This is a genomic window from Pandoraea horticolens (assembly GCF_902459555.1).
Classification (GTDB): domain Bacteria; phylum Pseudomonadota; class Gammaproteobacteria; order Burkholderiales; family Burkholderiaceae; genus Pandoraea; species Pandoraea horticolens.
The window spans coordinates 1-23,192 of the sequence record NZ_CABPSM010000032.1 but is presented as its reverse complement, the minus strand read 5'-3'; the positions used below and the strand labels follow the sequence as shown (position 1 = coordinate 23,192).

The window sequence follows — 23,192 nt, the reverse complement described above, 5'->3', positions numbered from 1 at the left end:
TCGGGTGATCCGCGATGCGCCCGAGCACATGACGCAGATACGCCTCGGGGTCGATGCCGTTGAGCTTGGCCGAGCCAATCAGGCTGTAGATCGTGGCCGCCCGTTCACCGCCGGAGTCCGCGCCAGCGAACAGATAGTTGCGACGGCCAACGGCCACGCCACGTAGTGCGCGCTCGGCTGGCAGATTGTCGATTTCCAGGTGCCCGTCATCGCAATAGCGCGTCAATGCCGTCCACCGATTCAAGGCATACAGGATCGCCTGGCTCGTGTCGGATTTACGCGAGAGCGTCCCCAGCATGGTGGTCAGCCATGCATGGAGTTCGTCGAGCAGTGGTCTGGCCTGCTTTTGCCGCTGGGCCTGTCGGGCATCGGGTGGCTGGCCCCGAATCTCGTCCTCGATACGGTACAGCGCACCGATGCGCTCCAGCGCCTCGGTATTCAGGGCATTCGGCCGTGCGGCATGCAGGTCGTAGAACTTGCGCCGCGCATGCGCCCAGCACGCAGCTTCGACGACATCGCCGCGCTCGCAAATCTTCTGGTAGCCGCCATAGGCATCGGCCTGAAGCGTGCCTTTGAACTTGGTCAGGTGCTGCTGCGGATGCTCGCCCTTGCGGTCCGGGGTGTAGGTGAACCAGACTGCGGGCGCCGTGGTGTCGCCCGAGTTCCGGTCATCGCGCACATAGACCCACAACCGTCCCGTCTTTGTCTTGCCGTTGCCGGGAGCGAGCACCGGCACCGGGGTATCGTCGGCATGCAATTTCGTGGCCGCCATCACGTGTCGGCGCAGTGCCTCGACCAACGGTTGCAGCAGGTTCGCACCGTGGCCCACCCATTTCGCCAGCAGCGAGCGATCCAGTCCCACGCCTTCGCGTGCATAGATCACGGATTGACGATATAGCGGCAGGTGGTCTGCGAACTTCGCCACCAGCACATGCGCCAGCAGGCCGGGGCCGGCCAGGCCACGTTCACGGGCGGCTCGGCGCGGGTGCCTGGGCGATATGATCACAGCATGTGCAAGCCAGCTTTGGCCGCACATGACGAACCACGCGGAAGCTGGCGGGGATGTATTCGCCGAGCAACTTCATGGCGGCACCGCAGGCCGTGCAGGTTCCGCCTGACTCAGGCAGATGCGTCAGCACTTCTCGCGGCAAATGGTCCGGCAGTGGCTTGCGCTGGATCTGCTCTGCCGCTGTGCGCGGCGTCTTCGGCAGTTCGATGGGTGTGGCGCCTTCATCGGCCTCGAGATCTTCCAGTTTGAATTCGAGCTGTTCGATCTGGCGATCCAGTTTCTCGGAACTGCGTCCGAACGCCATGCGGCGCAGCTTCGCGATCAGCAGCTTCAGGTGTTCGATCTCGGTCTTGCTTGTCGCTGACCCGACTGGTTTTTTCGTACCACGGGTGTCTAGAGAATCACGGCCCCGGTGGTTGAACTACATTCGGTAGCCCGGCGAAATTCTGCCGGTGTCAGGTACTGCAAACTCGAATGCGGACGCACTTCGTTGTAGTGAGTCCGCCAATCTTCGATCACGATCCTCGCTTCGATCCGGTTCCGAAACCACTCCATCGCCAAACACTCATCACGGAATTTTCCGTTGAAGCTTTCGTTGGTGCCGTTCTGCCAAGGCTTGCCTGGATCAATCAACGCTGTCTCGATCTGCTCCTGGACCGCCCATTTCAACAGCGCCGTGCTGACAAATTCCGGCCCATTGTCAGACCGAAGATAACGGGGCGCTCCGTGCACACTGATGAGTCGGCTCAGCACTTCAATGACCCGGCGTGAGCGAATCGATCCCGCCACATCGATCGCCAGGCATTCCCGCGTATATTCGTCGACCACGGTCAGACATTTGACTTGCTGCCCGTTTGCGCAGGCGTCGAATACGAAGTTATAGCACCACACCGAGTTACGGGCCACTGGCGCATGAGGCCTCGGACGGCTGCCAGCAATCCGGCGTCTACGTCGCTTCCTCGGCACTTGCAGGCCTGCCCGGGCCCAGAGCGAGGCACATCGGTCGCGGCCGACAACGATGCCTTCGCGCTCCAGCAACACACGGATTCGACAAGAGCCGAAGCGCGGGTGCTGTCCCGACAACGTTCGCATAGCCTCGATCACCGGCGCGTTCTTGCTTGGCATCTTCAATGCATAGCTCAAGCTCGAACGGCTGACCTGCATCAGCGCACACACTCGCCTTTGACTCAAACCCCGTGCCATCGCGAACCGGGCTTGTTCACAGCGAACCTGTGCGCTCACTACTTTTTTGCGCCGATCTCCCTCATGACCTCAATCTCGAGATCGCGCTCAGCCACCATTTTCTTTAACCGCGCGTTCTCCGCCTCAAGCGTCTTGAGTCGCTTGACGTCATCGCTGACCATCTCGCCGAACCGTTTGCGCCAGGCGTAAATCGACGCTTCGCTCACGCCATTGCGCTTGGCCACCTCGGGGATCGTATCTCGATCCGCTTCGCGCAGAATTCGCACGATCTGCTCGTCACTGTACCGGCTCTTCTTCATACCAACTCCTCGTCTGAGCTGAGGAGCCATGATCTCTAGAATCCGTTGGTACAAAATTTCGCGGACAGGTCAAGCGCAACGATCGCCATAATTACCACCGTGGTCATTTATCGGAACGACGTGCTCTGGGCTGCTACCTATTCGATGGACACCGACCTAAGCTTCTTGATTTACTTCTGGGGTGTGATCGAGACCATGCGTCTAAACCCAAGTGAATACCCCAAATCGGCGTGAGGCGACCGTCAACCTATCCAGAGCCTAACGCTGACGCTATTTCATTCCCGGCCTAGTCGACGCGGAGTGGCGCCACCACGAGTGACTATTAACCAGGCAGCGCTTCCTCATTGATGCGATGGTTGCCAGCGCTGGCGATCACCTCGCCACGAACGCCGTGATGCCCTCCCACTGCGGCAGATCGCGTTCGACGCGTCCCGGCGCCACGTCCCACAGCGTGAGGCCGTGCGCGGCAAGTTGCACATAGTTCTGCGTGTTGCGCAGCATCCCCAGCACCGGCAGGCCCGCCTCTTCGCAGTATCGCGAGAGCTGATCCGCCGCGCGGGTGCGGGCGTCGACGCGCATGCCGACCACGCCGATACGCACATCCCCCTGCCTCACCGCCTTCTCCTCACCGAGCTTCTGCAGAAAATCGCGCGTGGCGAGAATGTCGAAGATCGACGGCTGCAACGGCACCAGCACGTGGTCAGCAAGTCTGAGAATCGATTCGAGCCGTTTGCCGTGCAGGCCGGCCGGTGTATCGAGCACCGCGTGGGTCGTGCCCTTGGGCGGACGAGCGACATCGTTGTGATCGACTTCCCAGGTGCCTATCGAACGCAGCGCCGGCGGGCGCAAGCCCAGCCAGGCCCGCGACGACTGCTGGCGGTCGGTGTCGCCGAGCATTACAGCGTGGCCCTGCGCTGCCAGATACCCGGCCAAATTCGTTGCCAGCGTGCTCTTGCCCACGCCACCCTTTGGATTCGCCACCACGATCACCGGCATTGCAGACTCCCCGAGGTCGATTTTCCGCCCATCTTACAACGGTTGAATATCGGCTTCATGTTCGGGCCGCCCTGCCCGTCCTGCCCCTCGACGTTAACGCAGACACGCCCACACGCGAGGGAGGTCCAGATGTGCGGCGAACGAATCCGCCAGCCTGTCGAGCGACGCTTCGCGCAATGCGTTGTAGTCCAGCGTATCGAGATCGCAGGCGCCGGCCCACGTCAGCAGCCCCTGCAAAGCCTGCGGGGTATCGAACACCCCGTGCAGATACGTCCCCATGACCTGATCGTCGGCCGAGCGGGCGCCATCGGCGCGGTCGGCGCCTTCGTCGTCCAGCCAGACGGCCGGACGCTCGAGCGCCGCCCCGCGTGTCACGCCCATGTGAATCTCGTAACCGCTCACGGGCGCGTCGCCCGCGCTCAAACGCCCCGCCACGACACGGAGCTGCTTTTGCTTCTCCATCGTGGTCTCGATCGCCAGCCAACCGAGGCCGCCGGTCGTCCCGGCTTCGCCCTCCAGCCCCTGCGGATCGTGAATTGCCGTGCCGAGCATCTGCAAGCCGCCGCAGATACCGAGCACCTTGCCGCCATAGCGCAGATGCCGCGCAATGGCCGGCTCCCAGCCCTGCGCACGAAGCCACGCCAGATCGGCACGCACATGCTTGCTGCCGGGAAGGATCACGAGATCGCTCGCCGGCCACGATTCGCCAGCCGCCACATATCGGAAATCGACTTGCGGGTGCGCCCGCAAGGCGTCGAAATCGGTGTGATTGCTGATGCGAGGCAACGCAGGCACGGTAACGCGCAAACGCGTCTCGCCGCTGGCCGCCTTGTGGCGCTCGCCGGGCAGCATGTCTTCGCCGTCCAGATGCAGGCCGTGAAGATACGGCAGCACGCCCAACACGGGAATCCCCGTGCGCGCCTCTATCCACTCGAGACCGCTGGAGAGCAACGACGGATCGCCGCGAAACCGATTGATGATGAAACCTTTGATGCGTGCGCGCTCGCTGTCCGACAAACACGCGAGCGTGCCGAGCAATTGCGCGAACACCCCTCCCCGGTCGATATCGGCGACGAGCAATACCGGGGCGTCGACGGCCTCGGCGAAGCCCATGTTCGCGATATCGCGGGCGCGCAGATTCACCTCGGCAGGGCTGCCCGCGCCTTCGACGAGTACCGTGTCGTAGCCCGCGCGCAACCGCTCGTATGCGGCCAGCACGGCCGCCATCGCGCGCGGTTTGTACTCGTGATAGGCACGCGCGTCGAGATCGGCCATGACCTTGCCGCCAATGATGACCTGCGCGCCACGGTCGCTGCTCGGCTTGAGTAACACCGGGTTGAAGTCTGTGTGCGGCGCTACACCGGCGGCCTGTGCCTGCAAGGCCTGCGCGCGCCCGATCTCGCCACCGTCGGCCGTCACGGCGCTGTTGAGCGCCATGTTCTGTGGTTTGAACGGCGCCACGCGCGCCCCCTCGCGATACAGCAAACGGCACAGTCCGGCGACCACCGTGCTCTTGCCCGCGTCCGAGGACGTCCCCTGAATCATCAGGGTGCCGCGGCGAGGGCCCGCGGACGCGTCGAAATTGACAGGGATTTCACTCATGGCGCGAATTATCGCATCGGGCGCTCGTACAATATCGCCCATGAGTGCCCTCGACCTGACTTTCGTGCTGGGTGGCGCGCGCTCCGGCAAGAGTGCGTTCGCCGAACGGCTCGCCGGACAAAGCGGCCTGCCAGTCACCTACCTCGCCACCGCTGCGGTGAGCGACGAGCCCGAGATGCGCGCTCGCATTGCCCATCATCGCGCCAGCCGTCCTGCGCATTGGCAAACCGTGGAAGTCGGCCGGAACCTCGCCGGCGCCTTACGCGAAGCAGCCCGTGACGGCCATTGCGTGCTGGTCGATTGCCTGCCCTTGTGGCTGGCCGGCTGGCTATGTCCCCCCGACGATCATCCCGACGGCCCCGCCAGCGATGCGCAATGGCATGACGTCGTCGATTCGTTGGTGCAAACGCTGGTGTCGCTGCACGGCAAGATCGTCATCGTCAGCAATGAAATCGGGCTCGGTGTGATCCCAATGGGCTCGCTGACACGCCGTTATGTCGATGAACTCGGCCGTCTGAACCAGCGGGTCGCCGCGCTGGCGCCGCAAGTGCGCTTTGTCGTCGCAGGCCTGCCGATGGCCGTCAAAGGATAATCGCCGATGCTCACCGGACTCGCTCCCGAATCGCTCTGGCTCGCCGCGCTGATCGGCGTGCTGCTCGACGCCTGGCTCGGCGAGCCGCGCCGATGGCATCCGCTGGTCGGATTCGGCGATATCGCGAACGGCGTCGAGGCGTGGCTCAACGATCCCGCAACGCGAGACAAGCCCGTGAGCGCCATGACGCGCGGCACATGGGCATGGGCGATCATGCTGGTGTTGCCGGTACTCGTTGCGTGGGCGCTGACGTTCCTGCCCGGCTGGAGCGGCGTTCTCTGGCAGGCGCTTGCGTTGTACGCCGCGCTCGGTGCGCGCAGTCTGCGCGAGCATGTGATGCCCATCGCCGATGCCTTGCGCGACGGCGATCTGGCGCGGGCGCGCGCACTGACCGCTCGCATCGTCTCGCGCGATACCGAGGACGCAAGCGCGTCCGATCTCGCGCGTGCGGCCGTGGAGTCGACGTTGGAGAACGGCAACGACGCCATCTTCGGCGCGCTCTTCTGGTTCGCCATCGCGGGCGCGCCGGGCGTCATACTATTCCGGCTGGCGAACACACTCGATGCCATGTGGGGCTATCGCACCGACCAGTTCCTGTATTTTGGTCGCCCCGCCGCGCGCATCGACGACGTGCTCAACTGGATTCCCGCACGCCTCACGGCGGCAAGCTACGCCGTCTTCGGCGATGTCGCGCGCGCCATCGACTGCTGGCGCACGCAGGCCAGCACGTGGTCCAGCCCGAATGCCGGGCCGGTGATGGCAGCCGGGGCGGGCAGTCTCGGCGTTCAGTTGGGTGGGCCGGCGCGCTATCACGGCGAGTGGGAAACACGTCCGGCGCTGGGTTGCGGCACAGAGCCCTCGGCACCGCACATCAAGGCCGCGTGGCGGCTCATCTCGCGTTCGATGTGGATGTGGCTGATCGTCAGCGGTGCGCTGGCGCTCTTCGCTGCGTCGCAGGCCGATGCCATGCCTGTTGACCTGTTCTGAGCACAATCGCAGGCCCCGCGTCCCTCATGTCATCCTCTGTCGCCCCGTCATCGCCACCAGTGCCTCGCCATGGCGGGAACCTCGGCGAGGCCATCCTGCGCTATCGACGTCCCCGCGAAGATTGGCTCGACCTGTCCACCGGCGTCAATCCGAACGGCTATCCCGTGCCGATGCCCCCTGCAAGCGTCTGGCGCGACTTGCCCGACGCCTTCGACGATCTGCGCGATGTCGCCGCGAAATACTACGGCGTGCCTGCGCACACTGTCGTGCCATGCGCCGGTTCGCAGGCGGTCATTCGTGCGCTGCCCACGCTGCTGCGTCCGGGACGCGTTGCCGTCGCCTCGCTCACCTACAGCGAGTACGCCCCGGCCTTTGCCAATGCAGGCCATACGCTGGTGCCGTGGCTCGGTCCCGAGGCCGGCTTGCCTGACGTCGACTATCTCGTTTGGGTGAATCCGGACAATCCCACGACGCGATGCGTCTCCCGCGAGACCCTGACGCAATGGCAAGGCTCGCTGGCTAAACGCGGCGGGATACTGATCGTCGACGAGGCATTCGCAGACGTTTCGCCGCGGGAATCGATGACGCCCCATGTCGGCGAGGACAGTCTTGTGGTGCTGCGCTCCGTGGGCAAATTCTTCGGGCTTGCGGGCATTCGCGCAGGCTTTGCGTTGTGCCCGCAAGGGTTGGCGACACGTCTTGCCGAGCGTCTGGGAGCGTGGACCGTCAGCGGACCCGCACAGTTCGCTGTCCGAACCGCCCTGCGCGACACGACGTGGCAGGCAGCAACCCGCGAACGTTTGTTGCAGGACGGCGAACGGCTTCTCTCATTGTTGCACTTGCACGGCTGGCCGGCCGCCGGCACACCGCTTTTCGCATGGACGCCGCACACGCACGCGCCGCAATGGCACGAACGGCTGGCGGCTCAGGGCATCTGGACACGCCGCTTCGATGCGCACCCCGTGACGCTGACCGACGGGGAATCGCGCGCGTTGCCTAGCCTGCGTCTGGGCCTGCCCCCCACCGAATCTACGTGGCAACGATTGCAATCGGCATTGGCTGGATTACGTTCCGAGTGAAGTTTCCGGGAACTGCCGAAGCCCGCAGCCATCCAATTTCCGCGTTGTGTATCCGATCAGGCGTACAGATCACGCTTACACCGTATTAAAAGTCGTGCGTTTGGCACCCTTTTCGTTACAAATTGAAGCATTTCTGCAACAAATCCACACAGTCATCGCCAGACGGCGCCGTTAGACTGAAGGTTCTTCCGTAAGGGCTTTCCCCAGATATAAAGGACGACCAAATGAAAAAACTGCCGCTGTTGCTTGCTACGCTCCTGACCGCCGCCGTCGTGACGGTGGGTTGTACGAAGAAGGAAGATCAAACGGCCGCACCGGCCGCCGATACGTCGGCATCGGCACCGGCCAGCGATGCCGGCGCCGCCATGAGCGCTCCGGCCTCGGACGCAGGCGCTGCTGCCCCGGCTCCGGCCTCCAACTAGCACAGCAGACCGGGGGGCCAGACACTGTCGCGGGCTTCGTACCATCGTACAGTGTCATCACGCCCACCCCGGTATTGCCGTCACGCTCCAGTAACAGCCTGACAAAGCGCTAAGGTGCTCACGACCGCGCCCCCTGAACGTTTCGGCGTCAGGGGGCGCGGTCGTTTTTGTCTCGCCTGGCGAGTGAGTTGCGAGACGCCTCCGGCATTACTTCACCACCGTCACCCCACCGTCAATCACACCGTAAGCTTGTACCTTGCTTGTCCCGCTGCTGGCGCTGTCGCCCGCACTGCCGCCAGGGGCGGCGCAAGCGCCAAGCAACGTCACCAGGGCGAGCGCCAACACGCTCATCAGTCCGATATTTCGTTTCACGCCTTCGCTCCTCGAAGCCCGCCGCTGACTGGCCGGACGTATTTCCTGTCGATAACCTGACGCATACTGATACACGACGTCACGCTTCGTTCGACAGCCCTCGCGTGACATCAGTTCGCTGCGGGCGGACTTCCCGGGGGGCGTCTCAGATGCCGGTATTCAAACCACGTCAGTCCGATGACGACGACATCCAGTGCTGTGATGAACAGCAACAATGGAGAGTGCGTAAAGCTGTATCGATATATTTGATAGAGAATGAACAAGCCGAAAATCGCGATGGCGGCCGGATAGTACCGACGCTTCTTCCGCCAGAGGCCGATGATGAGCCAGAGTTTGATGGCGCCGTGGCTGAGCAAATAGAAGGCCGTGAAGTGTTGGCTGCTCACGGACAGACCTTGCGCAGCATGGAGCAGATAATTGGCAACGAAGTCGCGAGGGTCTTCCGTCAATTCCATCCGGGTGACGGACTGCGCCAGGTCAAGCAGGAGTTGTCTGGTAACGAAGTAGGCGAACACGCCGGCGGCGATTTCCGCCAGCGCAAACACACCTTTGAGCACAAGACTGACCTCAAAGGCGGCGTGTACGTTCGTCTCGTCAAACCGTTTCTTTATGCTGGCCATTTTCTGCAATGCATGACGTAAGGCACATTAAGCTCTAACCATTCGCATGATTGGCTGCCAAGCCAACCCCACCAGTGCGACGACGCAGAAAATCGCGCCTGCATAGAATGTGAATGATGCGCCGAGGCGATCCCACAACAGCCCGGCCAGTACGCTGGCCAGCAGCATCGCGACACCACTGACCAGGTTGAAAAATCCATACGCGGTGCCGCGCAAGTCGGCGGGTGCGGTATCGGCAACCATCGTCGCCAACAAGCCCTGCGTGATCCCCATGTGGATGCCCCAGAGGGCGACACCGGCCAGCACGACGCCCCAGTGATCGCTAATTGCCAACACCAGGTCGGCCGCGATCAGGACGATCAAACCAAGTGCCAACAGCGTCCTGTGGCTCATGCGGTCGGAGAGCTTGCCGAACGGGTAGGCCGACAGAGCATAGACCAGATTCATCGCCACCATCACCAGCGGCACCAGAGCAACCGGTACACCGCTCTGCTGCGCACGCAGAACAAGAAACGCTTCGCTGAAGCGGGCCAGCGTGAATACCGCACCGATACCCACCACCCACCAATATGGCCCTCCGAGGCGACTCAGGTTCTCCCGCCGGATCGGATTGGTGCGTTCTGTCGTTGAATGGCGTTGTGGCTCGCGCAGGCCAAAGAACAGCAGCGCGACCGCCATCAGACCCGGAATCGCGGCCACCCAGAATACCGCTCGGAAGTCGTTGGCCCACAGCAGCATCAAACCGACCGCCAGCAGCGGGCCGAGGAAGGCCCCGACGGTATCGATGGACTGACGCAGGCCAAACGCGGCGCCGCGCAAATGCCGTGGCGCGATATCCGCAACCAAGGCATCGCGTGGTGCGCCGCGTATGCCTTTGCCAACCCGATCCAGCAGGCGAGCAGTCAGCACGATGCCGACCGTAGGCGCCACGGCAAAGAGCGGCTTGGTCAGCGCGCTCATCGCGTAGCCGAATACCGCCAAGCCCTTGCGCCTTCCCAGATAGTCGCTCAAGGCACCCGAGAATATCTTGACGATCAGCGCTGTGGATTCCGCCATGCCTTCCACCAGGCCGACCGCCAGCGCACTAGCGCCCAAGGTCGCGATCATGAACATCGGCAGCAGGCTGTGGATCATCTCCGAGGAAATGTCCATCAGCATGCTGACAATACCGAGTACCCATACGCCTGCCGGTATTTGCCGCAAGGCACTTTTGGTGGATGTTGTCATTGGTGCCCCCATCCGGCACCGATCGGTCGCGCCATGACAGCCCGGCCCGTGATCGTCGGGCTGCGGCGGTTGAAAGTCTCGAATGGATTCATCGTTTTCTCGTGACTCGAACAGATCGATCAGGAAGGACTTCGCATCGTGCGCAAGCGCACCGAGGGTGCGCGCTTGCGCATCGCACATTGTCGATTGTCTGATTGAGCTATACCCTGTCCTGATGTCAGGGCAGGTCACATCGAAGTGTCAGAATAGCGCTAACTATTGTATTTCTCGACCCCTGCAGCGAAAGGTCGCGAATTTCTTTCCGACACGGTCGTGCCCCCCTTGTCGCGGCACGGCAACGCGCCGAGAATGTTGGGTCGGTTGACAAGGCAGACGGCCGTAGTGCCGCTCCGCCCATGCCAATCCGTGTCCTCCCACACCTAAGCCACCTCCTGCCTCGATGTCGCTCAATCCTCCGGCCAAACGCCCCCCCCGCCGTCACCTGATTGCACTGGTGAGCGCCTGTTTCGCCGCGCTCAGCGCCCACGCGGCCGTCACCGCCAAGGACGACACCGGCGCCATGGTCACGCTCCCGGCCCCGGCACAGCGCGTGGTGAGCCTCTCACCGCACGCGACCGAGTTGCTGTTTGCGGCAGGCGCGGGCGACAAGGTCGTGGGCGTCGTGGCCTACTCCGATTATCCCGAGGCGGCGCGCAAACTGCCGCGCGTTGGCGACAACAGTGCGCTCGATCTCGAACGCATTCTCTCGCTCAAACCCGATCTGCTCGTGGTCTGGATGCATGGCAACTCGCAACGTCAGATCGAAGCGCTGCGTCAGTTGAAACTGCCGGTGTTCTACTCCGAGCCGAAACATTTGACCGACCTGCCCGCAGCCATCGAGACGCTAGGTACGCTGACCGGGACACCGGCCAAAGCGCAAGCGTCGGCCGAGGCGTTCCGCGCACGCTACGAAGCACTGCGCAAGCAATATTCGTCGCGCGCACCGGTGTCTGTCTTCTATCAGGTGTGGATGCAACCGCTCATGACCCTGAACGGCACGCATATGGTCAGCGATGTGATCCGGCTGTGCGGCGGCGTCAACGTCTTCGCCGATGAAGCACCGCTCGTGCCACGCGTATCCGTTGAAGCGGTACTCGCCAAACGGCCGGAAGCGATGTTCACCGCCACGCCAGGCGCAACGAAGTCCGATAAGCCGCTCGCCACGCTCGACAGTTGGCGCAAGTGGCCGCAGTTGCCCGCCGTTGCGCATAACAATCTGTTCGGCATCGACGGCGACCTCATCAACCGGCCTGGCCCGCGCATTCTCGACGGTGCACGCACCATGTGCGAAGACCTCGACATCGCCCGCTCGCGTCGCACGCCAGCCGCGCAGTGAGGTGCGATTAACAGCGCGCTGCGCAGGTGCGGAGATAACGACCGACGATTGACCCGGGCCTAGGCGTTCCAGCGAATCAGGCGTGTGGGACCGTCGTCGGCGAAGTGAAGGTGGCAAATGCCACCGAAGTCGAGCGACCACGACAGACATGCCGTAGTCGGCAGACGCAGCGCGCTCGCCGTGTGCAAACGAATCGGCCCCGCGTGCGCAACGGCCACGTGCACGCCGTGCGTTGTGCTCGCTACGTCGCGCAAGCCCCTCACCCAGGCGTCCATGCGCAACACGATGTCGCGCGCGGACTCGCCGCCGGGCGGTGCAAATTCGGGAACATTGCCCGCCCAGGCATCCAGATCGTTTCTATCGATGGCGTCCCAGGGCCGCATTTCCCACGCGCCAAAGTCCATCTCGGCGAGACGCGCATCTTCCTTCACTCGCAGACCTAAAGACGTCGCCAACACCTCGGCAGCGCGTCGCGCGCGTTGCAGGGGGCTGCTGTGGATCGCCGCTGGCGTACGGCCATCGAGCAACGCCGCAAGCCGGGCATGCATCGCAGCGACCGACGCATCGAAGCGCGACGCATCGACGGGCAAATCGGTGCGGCCATAACAAAGGCCCGACGCGATGTCCGGCGGCGGGTGCCGCATCAGGATCAGATCCATGCGCACACGATGAGGTACAGCGCGAGTTCGCCGATTTGCTGGACGAAACCCAGCGTATCGCCGGTATAGCCGCCGAGACGTCGGCGCAAATAGCGGATGAAGCCCGCACGCACAGCCATCAGCACCACCGCCCCCGTCACTCCCGCACGCCAGTCCGGCCATAGCCACCACGGCACGCTGCATGCGACGCCGAACAACAGCCCGCCCATGCTCAAACGCTGGGCGACGGGTTTGGCCTTCCCCTCGGAACGAACGTAATCGAGCGTGCGCAGCAGACTGATCGCCATGCTTCGGCTCGCCGCATGCGCGCCGATCAGCACGACGGCAAAACCGCCCCACCCCACCGCCGCCTGAATGTCGACGAGCGCCTGCCACTTCACGGCAAGCGCCAGCCAAAGGGCGACCGAGCCATAGGTGCCGATGCGCGAGTCGTGCATGATTTCGAGCACGCGCTCACGTGTGAACGCGCCGCCGAACGCATCCACCGAATCGGCCAGGCCGTCCTCGTGAAACGCCCCCGTGAGCAGCACGCTCCCCCCCATCCCCAACGCGATGGCGAGATGCGGTGACCACAACAGCCCCATCGCCATGGTTAGCAAGGCGACGAGCGCACCGACCAACACACCGACGAGCGGGAAATAGCGCGTTGCCGCATTCAACTGTTCGGGGGAGTAGCCGACCCACTGCGGAATCGGTACACGCGTGAAAAATCCAAGCGCGCTTAGGAAAAGCCGCAACTGCCCCTTGATGCCCCCGAACGACGCCGCAGCCTCCCGCGCGTGCGCCGGGTGATCCTGCGTCACCCGATCGCGCGGCGATTCGGCTGCGTCATGCGAGGGATCGGGGGACGACGCCGTCATTGTCCGGTCGCCTCGCGCTCGCTCACGCCGGCGCCTTCGAACGTCGCCATCTCGCGTAAAAACGCAGCAGCGGCCTGAATCAACGGCATCGCGAGCGCGGCGCCCGTGCCTTCGCCCAGACGCAGTCCCAGTTGCAGCAGCGGTTTCGCGCCGAGCGTATCGAGCATCGCGCGATGGCCGGTTTCATCCGAGGCGTGCGCGAAAACGCAGTAGTCGAGCACCGCCGGCGACACCCGTGCAGCCACGAGCAGTGCCGACGTGCTGATGAAGCCGTCCACGACGATCACGAGCCCCAGCTTGGCGGCAGCGAGATAGGCGCCCGTCATCATGGCGATCTCGAAACCGCCGAAGGTTGCGAGCGTTTCCAGCGGATCGGGTTGATCGCCGGTCGCCGGATGCGCCGCGAGCGCGCGTTCGAGTATGGCCGTCTTGCGCGCCAGCCCGTCGTCGTCGACCCCCGTGCCACGGCCGACACACGCGGCGAGCGGCAGGCCGGTCAGACGCTGCATGAGACACGCGGCGGACGACGTGTTGCCGATCCCCATCTCGCCGAAGCCGATCATGCGCGCGCCCCGCGAGGCGTGCGCGACGACACGTGCCGCCCCGGCAGCCAACGCCGTTTCGAGTTGGTCGCGCGTCATGGCGGGGGCTTCGAGGAAATTCTGCGTACCGCGCGCCACGGGAATGTCGACGAGCGACGCGTGCGAGGGGAAATCGGCGGCCACGCCCGCGTTCACCACTTCAAGCTCGATGCCGTGTGTCCGGCAGAAGACGTTAATGGCCGCGCCGCCCCGCAGGAAGTTGAGCACCATCTGGGCGGTTACGGCCTGCGGATAGGGACTCACACCGGCGGCCACGACACCGTGATCGCCCGCGAACACCAGCATGGTCGGGCGCGCGAGATCGGGGGTTGCGCTGCGCTGAATCCGGCCGATCTGATGGGCAACGCGCTCAAGCGCGCCAAGGCTGCCGGGTGGCTTCGTCTTGATGTTGATGGCATGCTGAAGTGCAGTATCCATCGCAGTGGATGGCGCCGGGATATCGAACAGTTCGGTGAGCAACGGGCTGAAAGCGGTCATACGGAAACGTCCTGAAACGATGAAGCGAAGATTACATTTCCACGCCGGCCTGCGCGCGAATGCCTTGGGCAAACGCGTGCTTGACGGGCGTCATATCGGTCACGGTGTCGGCAGCGTCGACGAGTGCCTGCGGGGCGCCGCGACCGGTGATCACCACGTGCTGCATCTCGGGGCGCGCCTGCAAATCGGCGATCACGGTGCTCACGTCGAGATAACCCAGCTTGAGCGCGATGTTGAGTTCGTCGAACAGCACGAGACCGAACGACGGATCACGCAACATCCGGCGCGCCTGCTCCCACGCCGCTTCCGCCTTGGCGATGTCGCGTGTGCGGTCTTGCGTCTCCCACGTGTAGCCCTCGCCCATCACGTGAAACTCGCACTCCTCGGGAAAGCGCCGCAGGAATTTCTCCTCGCCGGTCGGAATCGCGCCCTTGATGAATTGCACGACGCCTGTCTTCATGCCGTGGCCCATCGCGCGCACGACCATGCCGAAGCCGGAACTCGACTTGCCCTTGCCGTTACCGGTCGTGATGACGATCACGCCGCAGTCGCGCTGCGCCTGCGCAATCTTGTCGTCGATGACCGCCTTCTTGCGCGCCATGCGCGAGCGGTGGCGCTCATTGCGACCGTCGCCGTCGGCTGAGGCTATGGTGTCGAGTTGGGGTTGCGGTGTTTCTTGCGTCATGAACAGCACCTGTCAAAAACGGGCGTGCGACGCAGGAAAGCCGCACGCGGATGAGAGTGTACGCCTGCAAGTTTCGGCATCATGCACGGCGCTTACGGACGGCGCACCGGCACGAGCGCCTCATCGCCGCCATCGCGAATGAGGCGCAGCGGATAACCGAAAGCGTTGCTGCAATGCTCCGCCGACAGCACGTCGTGTACCGGGCCGGCGCGCCAGCCGCCGCGACCATCGAGCAGCAACGCATGCGTGGCGAAGCGTCGCGCGAGATTCAAATCGTGGCACGAGAAGATGGCCGCAGCATCGTCACGTTGCGCATGCCGCGCGAGCTGTTCGAGGGCGTCGATCTGATGATGCAGATCGAGATGCGAGACCGGTTCGTCGAGCAGCAGCAGAGGCGTAGCCTGCGCCAGAACGGCGGCCAGCGACACGCGCTGACGCTCGCCGCCCGAGAGCGTGGTGACGTCGCGCGCCGCGAAGTCTTCCAGCCCCACCTGCGCGAGTGCCGCCATGGCGCAGGCGATATCGTCGTCGGACTCCCAGGCGCCCCAGCGGCCTTGCGCGAGATAAGGGTGACGTCCTGCCAGCACAACTTCGAGGGCCGTGGCGCCGAATGCGTCGCGCGTCTGTTGCAGCATCAGCGCCCGCATCTTGGCGAGCGGCGCAGGACGCCACTGCGCCAACGGTTTCCCGGCAATGTCGACACGGCCACTGCCTGCCATCGTCACGTCGCGCTGCGGTTTGTCGTCAATCGGACGCAGCCCGGCGAGGGTGTTGAGCAATGTCGTCTTGCCCGCGCCGTTCGGTCCCGCCAGACACCAGCATTCGCCCGCAGCGACGGCAAGATCGAGCCAGTCGACGAGTACGCGCTTACCGGCGCGCAAGGTCAGGGCATGGGTTTGCAGCAGCGGTGTACTCATCGGATGGCCCGCCGGGAAAGGAGCCACAGGAAGACCGGCACGCCGATCATCGCGGTAATGACGCCCACCGGCAGTTGCGTCGGCGCAATGATCGTGCGCGCCACCAGATCGGCGAGCATCAGGAGCGCCCCACCCGCGAGCGCGGCCGCGGGCAACAGCATGCGCTGATCGTTGCCGAAGCGCAGACGCAGAATGTGCGGCACAACGAGACCGATGAAGCCAATGCTACCCGCGGTGGTCACGGCAATCGCGGTGGCGAGCGACGCAGCCAGATAGACACGCGCACGCAATGGGCCAACCGCCACGCCAACGGCTTGCGCCACCGCTTCTCCACGCAACAGCACGTTCAGGCGATGCGCGACAGGGCACACGATGAGCAGCGTCGCGGCAAGCGCGATCAACGGCAATGCGGCGCGGTCGACGCCGTTCAGATCGCCCGTGAGCCAGAACAGCATGCCACGCAGACTGGCGTCGGGCGCGAGGGTAAGAATGAGGGTGGCGAGTGCGCCGAAGCCTGCGGCCATCATCACGCCAGTGAGCAGCAGTTTGGTACTGCTGTCCTGATCGCCGGGACGCAGGAAGCTGCGGTGCGAGAGCGCCATCACGATAGCGATGGCCGCGAGCGCACCGGCGAAGGCACTCGTCTGCACCCAGAAGAATGGCAGCATGAGCGCCAGCGAGGCGAGCGCAGCGACTCCTGCGCCGCCGGAAATACCCAGCACGTAGGGGTCGGCGAGCGGATTGCGAAGCAACGTCTGCATGAGGGTGCCGGCAACGGCAAGCAAGCCGCCGCAAGCGAACGCGGCGAGTGCGCGCGGCAGACGCAGACGCCGGACCACGTCGCCCGCGAGACCCGCGTCGTGACCCAGCAGCAACGTGCCGATCTCGCTCAGCGAGACCGGCACGCTCCCCAGCATGAGCGAGGCGAGCAGAACGGCCAGCGCAACGCCGGCCAGTCCTGCCCATATGGCGAGTGCGCGGCGCAGCGTCATGCGGCATAACGCGTGTTACGCGTGTTACGCCCTTGCGGGACGTCGTTAGAACTGCTTCCAGCCGAGCGAGACGTAAATCGCGCGCCCGAGAGTGTTGTAGCCATAGACCGTCTGGTAGTTCTTGTTGAAGACGTTGTCCAGATGCGCCGAGACGTACCAGGATTTGTCGATATCGTAGCGGGCCCGCAGGTTCACGAGCGTGTAAGCACCGAGATGCTGGCCACCCGTATCGTAACGCTCGCCACTGTAGAACACATCGCCGCCGACGGTGAACTTGTCGAACGTCTTCGACAGACCGACCGAACCGAACTGCCTGGCACGACGTGCGAGTTGCTTGTCGGCGTCCAGATCGGTCGGGTTCTGACGCGTGAACGACGCACGCACATCCACGCCGAAGAGCGGACGTCCCGTATAGGTCAACTCAAGACCCTCGACACGTGCCTTGGCCACGTTGGCGGCCGTGTACGGGAACACCGTCAGCGACTGGATCAGGTTCGTGTAGTTGGTCTGGAAGCCCGTCAACTTGATCAGGCCAAGACGTTCGCCGCCGTTGAACTGCACCGCCAGCTCCTTGGAGATCGAGCGTTCCGGTTGCAGGTTCGGATTGCCGTAGCCTGGGTAGAACAGCTCGTTGAAGGTCGGTGCGCGAAAGCCGTCGGACGCATTGGCCATGAACTTCCACTGATTCGTCAGGTGGTAGCCATAACCGAGCCAGTAGCTGTTGGCGCCACCAAAGTCCGAGTACATGTCGCGGCGCACGTTGGCCTGTACCTGATGCTTGCCGAACGTGCCTTCGTAGCCCAGATAGGGCGAATCGAGATGGCGGTTGTTGCGGCCGAAATTGGTGTTGCTCTCGACTGTCTGTTCCAGACGCGTGTAGCCGGCGATCAGCTTCTGCCCCGCCATGAAGGCGTATTCGTTGGCCCAGTCGATCTGATTGCTCGACGTGTGGAAGTTGCCGTTGCCCTTGCTATTCAGGTAGTTGTAGCTGTAATCGTCACCCTGCGTGACGGTGAAGCGCGTGTTCCACTTGTCCGTGATGTTGCCCTTCACGTAGCCCGAAATCTGGCGCACGCGGGCATCGGTGTCGTTCAGATCGGTCGGCTTGCCGAAGGCATTGTCGTAGCTGCTGCTGCCGTCGCTCTGGAACAGGCGCACGCCGGCCTCCCACGTGTCGCCGAACTTGCGAGAGAGAGATGCACTCACGCTGGTGTTGTCGTCACCGTTGCGGTTCGGGTTGACCTTCGGCGCAAAGCGCGGGTCTTGTGCGGAGATGCCGTTGGTGTGAAAGCGCGAGACGTCCAGCGAGAACCGGGTCTTGCCGTCTTCGAACGACCCGGCGATACCGGCATTGGCCTGCGTGGTGTTGTTGGTGCCGTAACCCACTTCGGCATAGGCACGCGGCGGGCCGCCGTCACCCTTGCGCGTGAATATCTGAATCACGCCGCCCACGGCTTGCGAGCCGTAAAGCGCCGAGACGTTGCCGCGCACAATTTCGATGTGATCGATCTGCGAGACCGGAATCTGTGCGATGTTGGTCGTGCCCGACGTGGCCGAGTTGACCGGCACACCGTCGATGAGCACGAGCGAGGCGTTCGACGCCGCACCGCGCATGAAGATGCTGGCCGACGTGCCGAAGCCGCCGTTCTGCACGATTTCCACGCCGGCCTGGCCACGCAGCAGTGTCGGCAGGTCCTGCGCCTGGCTTTGTTCGATGTCTTCGCGCGTAATCACCGAGGTCGCAGCCAGCGTGTCGGCCAGCTTCTGTTCGGTGCGCGAGGCTGTCACGACGGTCGTCTTGAGCTGTGCGGCCGTCGGGTTGTCCGCCGTCTTCGCGGCAAGAACGACCGGGGCAGCGGGTGCGGTATCGGTCGGCTGAGCCGACTGTGCGTGTGCGCCGACGCTGGCGGCCAGCAGAGTGGCGGCAATAGCGAGGCGATGCGGCGCGGGAACAATGGTGGCAGGTGCCGAGGGCAGGCGTGCAAAAGCAGGCGCGTGCAGCGCCATCGCGCGAACGTGGGTGCGCATGATTCTCGTGAGACTTCCGTAGTTTTCTTATTGCCTGGACCCGTTCCCCCGCGGGCCGCCAGCGCACGGGGAGCGCCGGTGACACGTCACGAATGCGAAGCATCGACACATGAAAACGACGGCATGCCACTCACGGCATCGCCGGGCGGCATGGCTTTCCCCACTCACTCAGGCCGGTATCCGGGCTGGTCATCGTCGCGCCTGACCGGCCTTCCCGCGAGCGGATAGCTCGCAGTGGCGATAAAGGCGAAGCGCGTTTTCGGAAACCTTTCGGGCCGAAAGAATGACTTACCGTTGCGGGGGCAGCACAGGTTGGCCAGCCCGTGTGGGGACGCGGCTCCCTGTTTCCCGTTTAACTGCGCATGCCGGAGGGGCGTGCGCGAGCACCGAAGTGCCGCAAGTGTAGGGGCCATTCGAACGAGCGTCAATGCTCGATCGCCGGGCATTGGCCGCCGATTCCGTTAGAATGTAGGGCAATTATGAGGACGCAGCCCGATGCTCACCGATCTCGACGATCTCACCGACAAAATTGAACAGTTGGTTGTGATAAGCCAACGTTTTCATCAACACAACCAAGCGCTGCTGGCCGAACTCGATCGCGCGCGTGCCGAATGCGACGAAACTCGCGTCGCCATCGAGCAATTGCGCACCGAGCGCGACGCCCTGCGTTTGCAGCGCGATCAGCTCGCGGCCAAGATCGACGAGGCACAGGTTCGCTTGAACGCTATTCTGGAAAAACTCCCTACGCAAAACCCCGCTGAGGGTCAGATGGATCTGCTCGGCACTCCCGGTGGAGAAAACGCATGACGATCAAGCAGCTCGAAGTCAATATTCTCGAACAGTCCTACCGGCTTGCCTGCCCTCCGGAACATGAGGCCGATCTGCTGTCTGCCGTGTCCCGCGTCGATGCCGAAATGAGCAAGGTGCGCGCTCAGAGCAGCGTGCGTGGCACCGATCGCATTGCCGTCATGGCAGCGTTGAGCCTGGCATCCGAATTGCTTGCGCTGGAAAAGAGTATTGCGGCTGGACAAGCATTCCCCGCCGAAGAAATTCAGAGTAGAATGCAACGCATGAACGAACGATTAAGCGCTGTGATCGATCAGTATCAGAACTGAAAATTCACTCGCTGCCGTCCGATTCAAAAGGTTAGTTTTCCCTGCCTGGTTCGCGAAAGTCATAGATTCCTTGAACCAATGATCTGTTGCAGGTTGCGGAAGTTTGTAGTGCTGGCGTGAGCGTCACTCTGTCTGATGAACCCAAAGCGCTACTAACCGCGACCACCTTGAGCCTTACGGTTCAGGATGCCGGCTTAGCGGCTGAGGCGGGGACCCAATGCACGGCACTGCGTAAGCAGTGCCGTTTTTTTTCGTCTGCTCACTTCGCAACCTGCCCCCGGTGCCGGGCAAGCACAAAGCGCCTCCCGGAATCTCGGCGTTAGTCTCTCCACGGGAATTGAACGATGCCTCCGTTCATTGGGAAACTCATCCTGACCGTACCCGTCGCGTACGCTTTGGCGTACCCCTTGCTCAATCCCACTTCGGGTGAGGGGGTGTTCGGGGAACTGAACGTGATCGGCCCGACGGGAGGCGCGATCATCACGCTCGTATTTCTGGCAGCAGTCTTTCTCTACTGTCGCGATCTTCAGCGCTCGCTCACCCTTGTGAAACCTGAATCGCGTGTGGCGTCCCCGCGAAGCGTATGGCTGATGTTCGTGCTCCCCTACAACTTCATCGAAGATTTTTTCATCGTTGTCCATGTGGCGCAATCGCTGCGACGCGAGGCGCGTCAGAACGAAGCGCTACGCCCATTTCGAAGCTTCGGGTTGGGATCGGGCCTTGGCTGGTGTACTGCGCAAATTGTGTCTCTGATACCACATGAAGTGGGAGCGCTTGCAGGATTGTTGGCACTGCCGCTCTGGGGCGTTCATTGGCGCCTGATCAGAATGACGAACGCGGTACTTGCCAAAGCGGCATGTGGTGCCCCGACGACTGTCGAAGTCGCCGCCCACAGCCGGGAAAATCCAACGTAAGGCAAATGAACAGGCACACCGTAAAGCGGCATGCCGTCACGAGGCAGCGCAGAGGCCACTGCGTCTGCTCGAATACACGATACAAAAACGGCCCGGGGGCTGCCCCCCGAGCCGTCGACGCCAGACCTTCCCAATACGCGGTGCGGCCTCTCAAAAAAACCGCGTAACCGAACAGCGGTGGACCCGCTGGCCGTTTCGTCGCGCCGCGTTGATGTGCGACGGACAGACGATCAAAACTGCGCCTCGCTCAGCGACAGCGCAGAGTCCGCGCCCTCGGTAATCGCCTGCGCGAGGCCCGGCGCCTGCGTAAGGATGTGATCCGCAAAGAAGCGAGCGGTACCGATCTTGGCGTCATAAAACGACGGATCCTGATCGCGCAATTTCTGCGCCGCCAGCAAAGCACGCCCCATCTGCCAGCCACCCAGCACGATACCGGCGAGCTTCAGATACGGCACGCTTCCCGCAAACACGGCATTCGCATTGCCCTGCGTGTTGGCGACCACATAGTCGACCACGATCGACAGCGCTTCGCGTCCCTTCGCGAGACGTTCCGCCACCGGCTGCCCCACACCGCCCAGCGCCCGCAATTCGTTCTCCGTAGCGATGATCTGCTCGCACAGGGCGTGCGCCACGGCGCCGCCATCACGCAACGTCTTGCGGCCGATCAGGTCGTTCGCCTGAATCGCGGTCGTGCCTTCGTAAATGGGAAGAATGCGCGCGTCGCGATAGTACTGCGCAGCGCCCGTCTCTTCGATAAAGCCCATGCCGCCATGCACCTGCACGCCAAGGCTCGTCACCTCCAGCGACATTTCGGTGCTCCAGCCCTTCACGATCGGTACGAGGAACTCGTAGACGGCTTGCGCGTGCTTGCGCTCGGCGGCGTCGGCGGCGTGATGTCCGATATCGGCCTGCGCCGCCGCCACGTATGCGAGTGCACGCGCGCCTTCGGTCAGCGCACGCATCGTCATGAGCATGCGCTTGACGTCGGGGTGATGGATGATGGACACGGCGTCGCGCGACGAGCCATCCACCGGGCGGCTCTGCAAACGCTCCCGTGCGTAAGCCACGGCATGCTGATAGGCACGATCGGCCACCGCCACGCCTTGCATGCCGACAGCGAAACGCGCGGCGTTCATCATGATGAACATGTATTCGAGGCCGCGATTCTCCTCGCCGACGAGATAGCCCGTCGCCCCGCCGTTGTCGCCGAATTGCAGTACCGCCGTCGGGCTCGCCTTGATACCCAGCTTGTGCTCGATAGACACACAGTGCACGTCGTTACGCGCCCCAAGATTGCCCTCGGCGTCGACGTTGAACTTCGGCACGATGAACAGCGAAATACCCTTCACGCCCGGAGGCGCATCGGGGGTACGCGCCAGCACGAGGTGCACGATGTTCCCAGCCATGTCGTGCTCACCGAACGTGATGAAAATCTTCGTACCGAAGAGGCGATAGGTGCCGTCGGCTGCGCGTTCTGCACGCGTGCGCACCAGTGCGAGATCGGACCCGGCCTGCGGCTCGGTCAGGTTCATCGTGCCCGTCCACTCGCCCGAGAGCAGCTTCGGAACATAGAGCGCGCGTTGCGCATCGGTGCCTGCCGTGAGCAGCGCCTCGACGGCGCCATCAGTCAGCAGCGGGCACAGCGCAAACGACAGATTCGCGGCGTTGAGCATTTCCGTGCAGGGCGTGGCAACGAGCTTTGGCAGTCCCTGTCCGCCATACGCTTGCGGATGCAGCACCCCCTGCCAGCCGGCTTCCGAGAACTTCCGGAAAGCCTCCTTGAAACCCGGCGTCGTGGTGACGACACCGTCCTTCCACGTACTCGGCTGCTGATCGCCAATGACGTTCAGCGGCGCCAGCACTTCCTGATTGAAACGTGCGGCTTCCTCGAGCACGGCCTGCGCAAGTTCGGGCGAGGCATCCTCATAGCCCGGCAGCGCCGCGATGCTCGTCAGGTCCGCCAGTTCGTTCATCACGAACTGCATGTCCTTGATCGGGGCCTGATAACTCATGTCGTTCCTCCAACGGATTCCGATTGCCTATTGATGGTGGCGAATGCCTGGGTTCTTATTGTTCTGTTTGACCGATTCGCATGAAGACCCCCCACCGTCGCCGGTCGGTTTCCTCATGCGGATCGGCTGCGGGACGCGCTCACACGCG

General features: G+C 63.4%; 22 protein-coding genes, 1 other RNA gene, 1 pseudogene and 1 riboswitch. Of the genes and pseudogenes, 9 read left to right on the top strand and 15 right to left on the bottom strand.

Annotation, left to right across the window (positions count from 1 at the left end):
- From tnpC to PHO31112_RS26365, 4 genes and pseudogenes are all read right to left on the bottom strand, one after another.
- Positions 1–1,355: pseudogene (gene tnpC, locus PHO31112_RS26380) on the bottom strand (IS66 family transposase); the annotation flags it as partial.
- A 47-nt stretch (positions 1,356–1,402) separates the two neighbouring features.
- Positions 1,403–2,511 (bottom strand): IS3 family transposase gene (locus PHO31112_RS26375; RefSeq protein WP_150624623.1). Its coding sequence is split into 2 segments (ribosomal slippage): positions 1,403–2,262 and positions 2,262–2,511, totalling 1,110 coding nucleotides; the frame shifts between segments, so codons are not numbered across the junction.
- A gap of 372 nt (positions 2,512–2,883) precedes the next feature.
- Entirely contained in the window at positions 2,884–3,507 is a 624-nt protein-coding gene (locus PHO31112_RS26370) for a ParA family protein (protein WP_010805474.1), read from the bottom strand.
- 93 nt (positions 3,508–3,600) lie between these two features.
- On the bottom strand, positions 3,601–5,109 hold the full coding sequence (locus PHO31112_RS26365; protein WP_246178585.1) for a cobyric acid synthase: 1,509 nt from the start codon (positions 5,107–5,109) through the stop codon (positions 3,601–3,603).
- 40 nt (positions 5,110–5,149) lie between these two features.
- Between PHO31112_RS26365 and cobU the strand changes: the two genes are divergently transcribed.
- From cobU to PHO31112_RS26345, 4 genes are all read left to right on the top strand, one after another.
- Positions 5,150–5,701, top strand: a complete 552-nt coding sequence (cobU, locus tag PHO31112_RS26360; RefSeq protein ID WP_150624619.1) for a bifunctional adenosylcobinamide kinase/adenosylcobinamide-phosphate guanylyltransferase — start codon at positions 5,150–5,152, stop codon at positions 5,699–5,701.
- A gap of 6 nt (positions 5,702–5,707) precedes the next feature.
- Positions 5,708–6,688 (top strand): adenosylcobinamide-phosphate synthase CbiB, encoded by a 981-nt coding sequence (gene cbiB / locus PHO31112_RS26355; protein WP_150624617.1) that lies wholly within the window; start codon positions 5,708–5,710, stop codon positions 6,686–6,688.
- Positions 6,689–6,714: 26 nt separating this feature from the next.
- Positions 6,715–7,767: a threonine-phosphate decarboxylase CobD gene (cobD, locus tag PHO31112_RS26350; protein WP_150624615.1), complete on the top strand. Its 1,053-nt coding sequence runs from the start codon at positions 6,715–6,717 to the stop codon at positions 7,765–7,767.
- Between the two features lie 224 nt (positions 7,768–7,991).
- Entirely contained in the window at positions 7,992–8,189 is a 198-nt protein-coding gene (locus PHO31112_RS26345) for a hypothetical protein (RefSeq protein WP_010805479.1), read from the top strand.
- 207 nt (positions 8,190–8,396) lie between these two features.
- Here PHO31112_RS26345 and PHO31112_RS27295 read toward each other — a convergent pair whose 3' ends face one another.
- The 3 genes from PHO31112_RS27295 to PHO31112_RS26335 form a co-directional block, all read right to left on the bottom strand.
- The gene (locus tag PHO31112_RS27295) at positions 8,397–8,561 is read right to left on the bottom strand and encodes a hypothetical protein (protein WP_174995901.1); all 165 of its coding nucleotides are present in this window, start codon (positions 8,559–8,561) and stop codon (positions 8,397–8,399) included.
- A gap of 110 nt (positions 8,562–8,671) precedes the next feature.
- The gene (locus tag PHO31112_RS26340) at positions 8,672–9,181 is read right to left on the bottom strand and encodes a DUF2127 domain-containing protein (protein ID WP_150624627.1); all 510 of its coding nucleotides are present in this window, start codon (positions 9,179–9,181) and stop codon (positions 8,672–8,674) included.
- A 27-nt stretch (positions 9,182–9,208) separates the two neighbouring features.
- Positions 9,209–10,420 (bottom strand): MFS transporter, encoded by a 1,212-nt coding sequence (locus PHO31112_RS26335; protein ID WP_425495235.1) that lies wholly within the window; start codon positions 10,418–10,420, stop codon positions 9,209–9,211.
- 427 nt (positions 10,421–10,847) lie between these two features.
- Here PHO31112_RS26335 and PHO31112_RS26330 point away from each other — a divergent pair, with 427 nt between their 5' ends.
- The gene (locus PHO31112_RS26330) at positions 10,848–11,783 is read left to right on the top strand and encodes a cobalamin-binding protein (protein WP_150624613.1); all 936 of its coding nucleotides are present in this window, start codon (positions 10,848–10,850) and stop codon (positions 11,781–11,783) included.
- Positions 11,784–11,842: 59 nt separating this feature from the next.
- Here PHO31112_RS26330 and PHO31112_RS26325 read toward each other — a convergent pair whose 3' ends face one another.
- The 7 genes from PHO31112_RS26325 to PHO31112_RS26295 form a co-directional block, all read right to left on the bottom strand.
- Entirely contained in the window at positions 11,843–12,442 is a 600-nt protein-coding gene (locus PHO31112_RS26325; RefSeq protein ID WP_150624611.1) for a histidine phosphatase family protein, read from the bottom strand.
- Complete coding sequence (locus PHO31112_RS26320; RefSeq protein WP_150624609.1) at positions 12,433–13,302, bottom strand: adenosylcobinamide-GDP ribazoletransferase; 870 nt, start codon at positions 13,300–13,302, stop codon at positions 12,433–12,435. The genes PHO31112_RS26325 and PHO31112_RS26320 overlap by 10 nt, the downstream gene beginning before the upstream one ends.
- Positions 13,299–14,381, bottom strand: a complete 1,083-nt coding sequence (cobT, locus tag PHO31112_RS26315; protein ID WP_150624607.1) for a nicotinate-nucleotide--dimethylbenzimidazole phosphoribosyltransferase — start codon at positions 14,379–14,381, stop codon at positions 13,299–13,301. Before cobT ends, PHO31112_RS26320 begins: the two co-directional genes overlap by 4 nt.
- Before the next feature lie 31 nt (positions 14,382–14,412).
- Positions 14,413–15,066, bottom strand: coding sequence for a cob(I)yrinic acid a,c-diamide adenosyltransferase (cobO, locus tag PHO31112_RS26310; RefSeq protein ID WP_150624605.1), 654 nt, complete (start codon positions 15,064–15,066; stop codon positions 14,413–14,415).
- A gap of 92 nt (positions 15,067–15,158) precedes the next feature.
- Positions 15,159–15,983, bottom strand: coding sequence for an ABC transporter ATP-binding protein (locus tag PHO31112_RS26305; protein WP_150624603.1), 825 nt, complete (start codon positions 15,981–15,983; stop codon positions 15,159–15,161).
- Positions 15,980–16,975, bottom strand: coding sequence for a FecCD family ABC transporter permease (locus PHO31112_RS26300; RefSeq protein ID WP_150624601.1), 996 nt, complete (start codon positions 16,973–16,975; stop codon positions 15,980–15,982). Before PHO31112_RS26300 ends, PHO31112_RS26305 begins: the two co-directional genes overlap by 4 nt.
- A gap of 45 nt (positions 16,976–17,020) precedes the next feature.
- On the bottom strand, positions 17,021–19,003 hold the full coding sequence (locus PHO31112_RS26295; protein ID WP_150624599.1) for a TonB-dependent receptor plug domain-containing protein: 1,983 nt from the start codon (positions 19,001–19,003) through the stop codon (positions 17,021–17,023).
- Positions 19,004–19,157: 154 nt separating this feature from the next.
- Positions 19,158–19,409, bottom strand: a riboswitch (cobalamin riboswitch).
- Positions 19,410–19,498: 89 nt separating this feature from the next.
- On the opposite strand from PHO31112_RS26295, the gene PHO31112_RS26290 reads away from it, so the two are divergent.
- From PHO31112_RS26290 to PHO31112_RS26275, 4 genes are all read left to right on the top strand, one after another.
- Positions 19,499–19,810 carry an ATPase gene (locus tag PHO31112_RS26290; protein WP_150624597.1) on the top strand — a complete coding sequence of 104 codons (312 nt, stop codon included), beginning with the start codon at positions 19,499–19,501 and terminating at the stop codon, positions 19,808–19,810.
- Positions 19,807–20,118 (top strand): cell division protein ZapA, encoded by a 312-nt coding sequence (locus tag PHO31112_RS26285; protein WP_042117003.1) that lies wholly within the window; start codon positions 19,807–19,809, stop codon positions 20,116–20,118. Before PHO31112_RS26290 ends, PHO31112_RS26285 begins: the two co-directional genes overlap by 4 nt.
- 35 nt (positions 20,119–20,153) lie before the next feature.
- A non-coding RNA gene (gene ssrS, locus PHO31112_RS26280) (6S RNA) lies at positions 20,154–20,335 on the top strand.
- Positions 20,336–20,462: 127 nt separating this feature from the next.
- Positions 20,463–21,032 (top strand): hypothetical protein, encoded by a 570-nt coding sequence (locus PHO31112_RS26275; protein ID WP_174995900.1) that lies wholly within the window; start codon positions 20,463–20,465, stop codon positions 21,030–21,032.
- Positions 21,033–21,262: 230 nt separating this feature from the next.
- On the opposite strand, the gene PHO31112_RS26270 is transcribed toward PHO31112_RS26275, so the two are convergent.
- Positions 21,263–23,044 carry an acyl-CoA dehydrogenase gene (locus PHO31112_RS26270; protein WP_150624595.1) on the bottom strand — a complete coding sequence of 594 codons (1,782 nt, stop codon included), beginning with the start codon at positions 23,042–23,044 and terminating at the stop codon, positions 21,263–21,265.
- Positions 23,045–23,192: the final 148 nt, after the last annotated feature.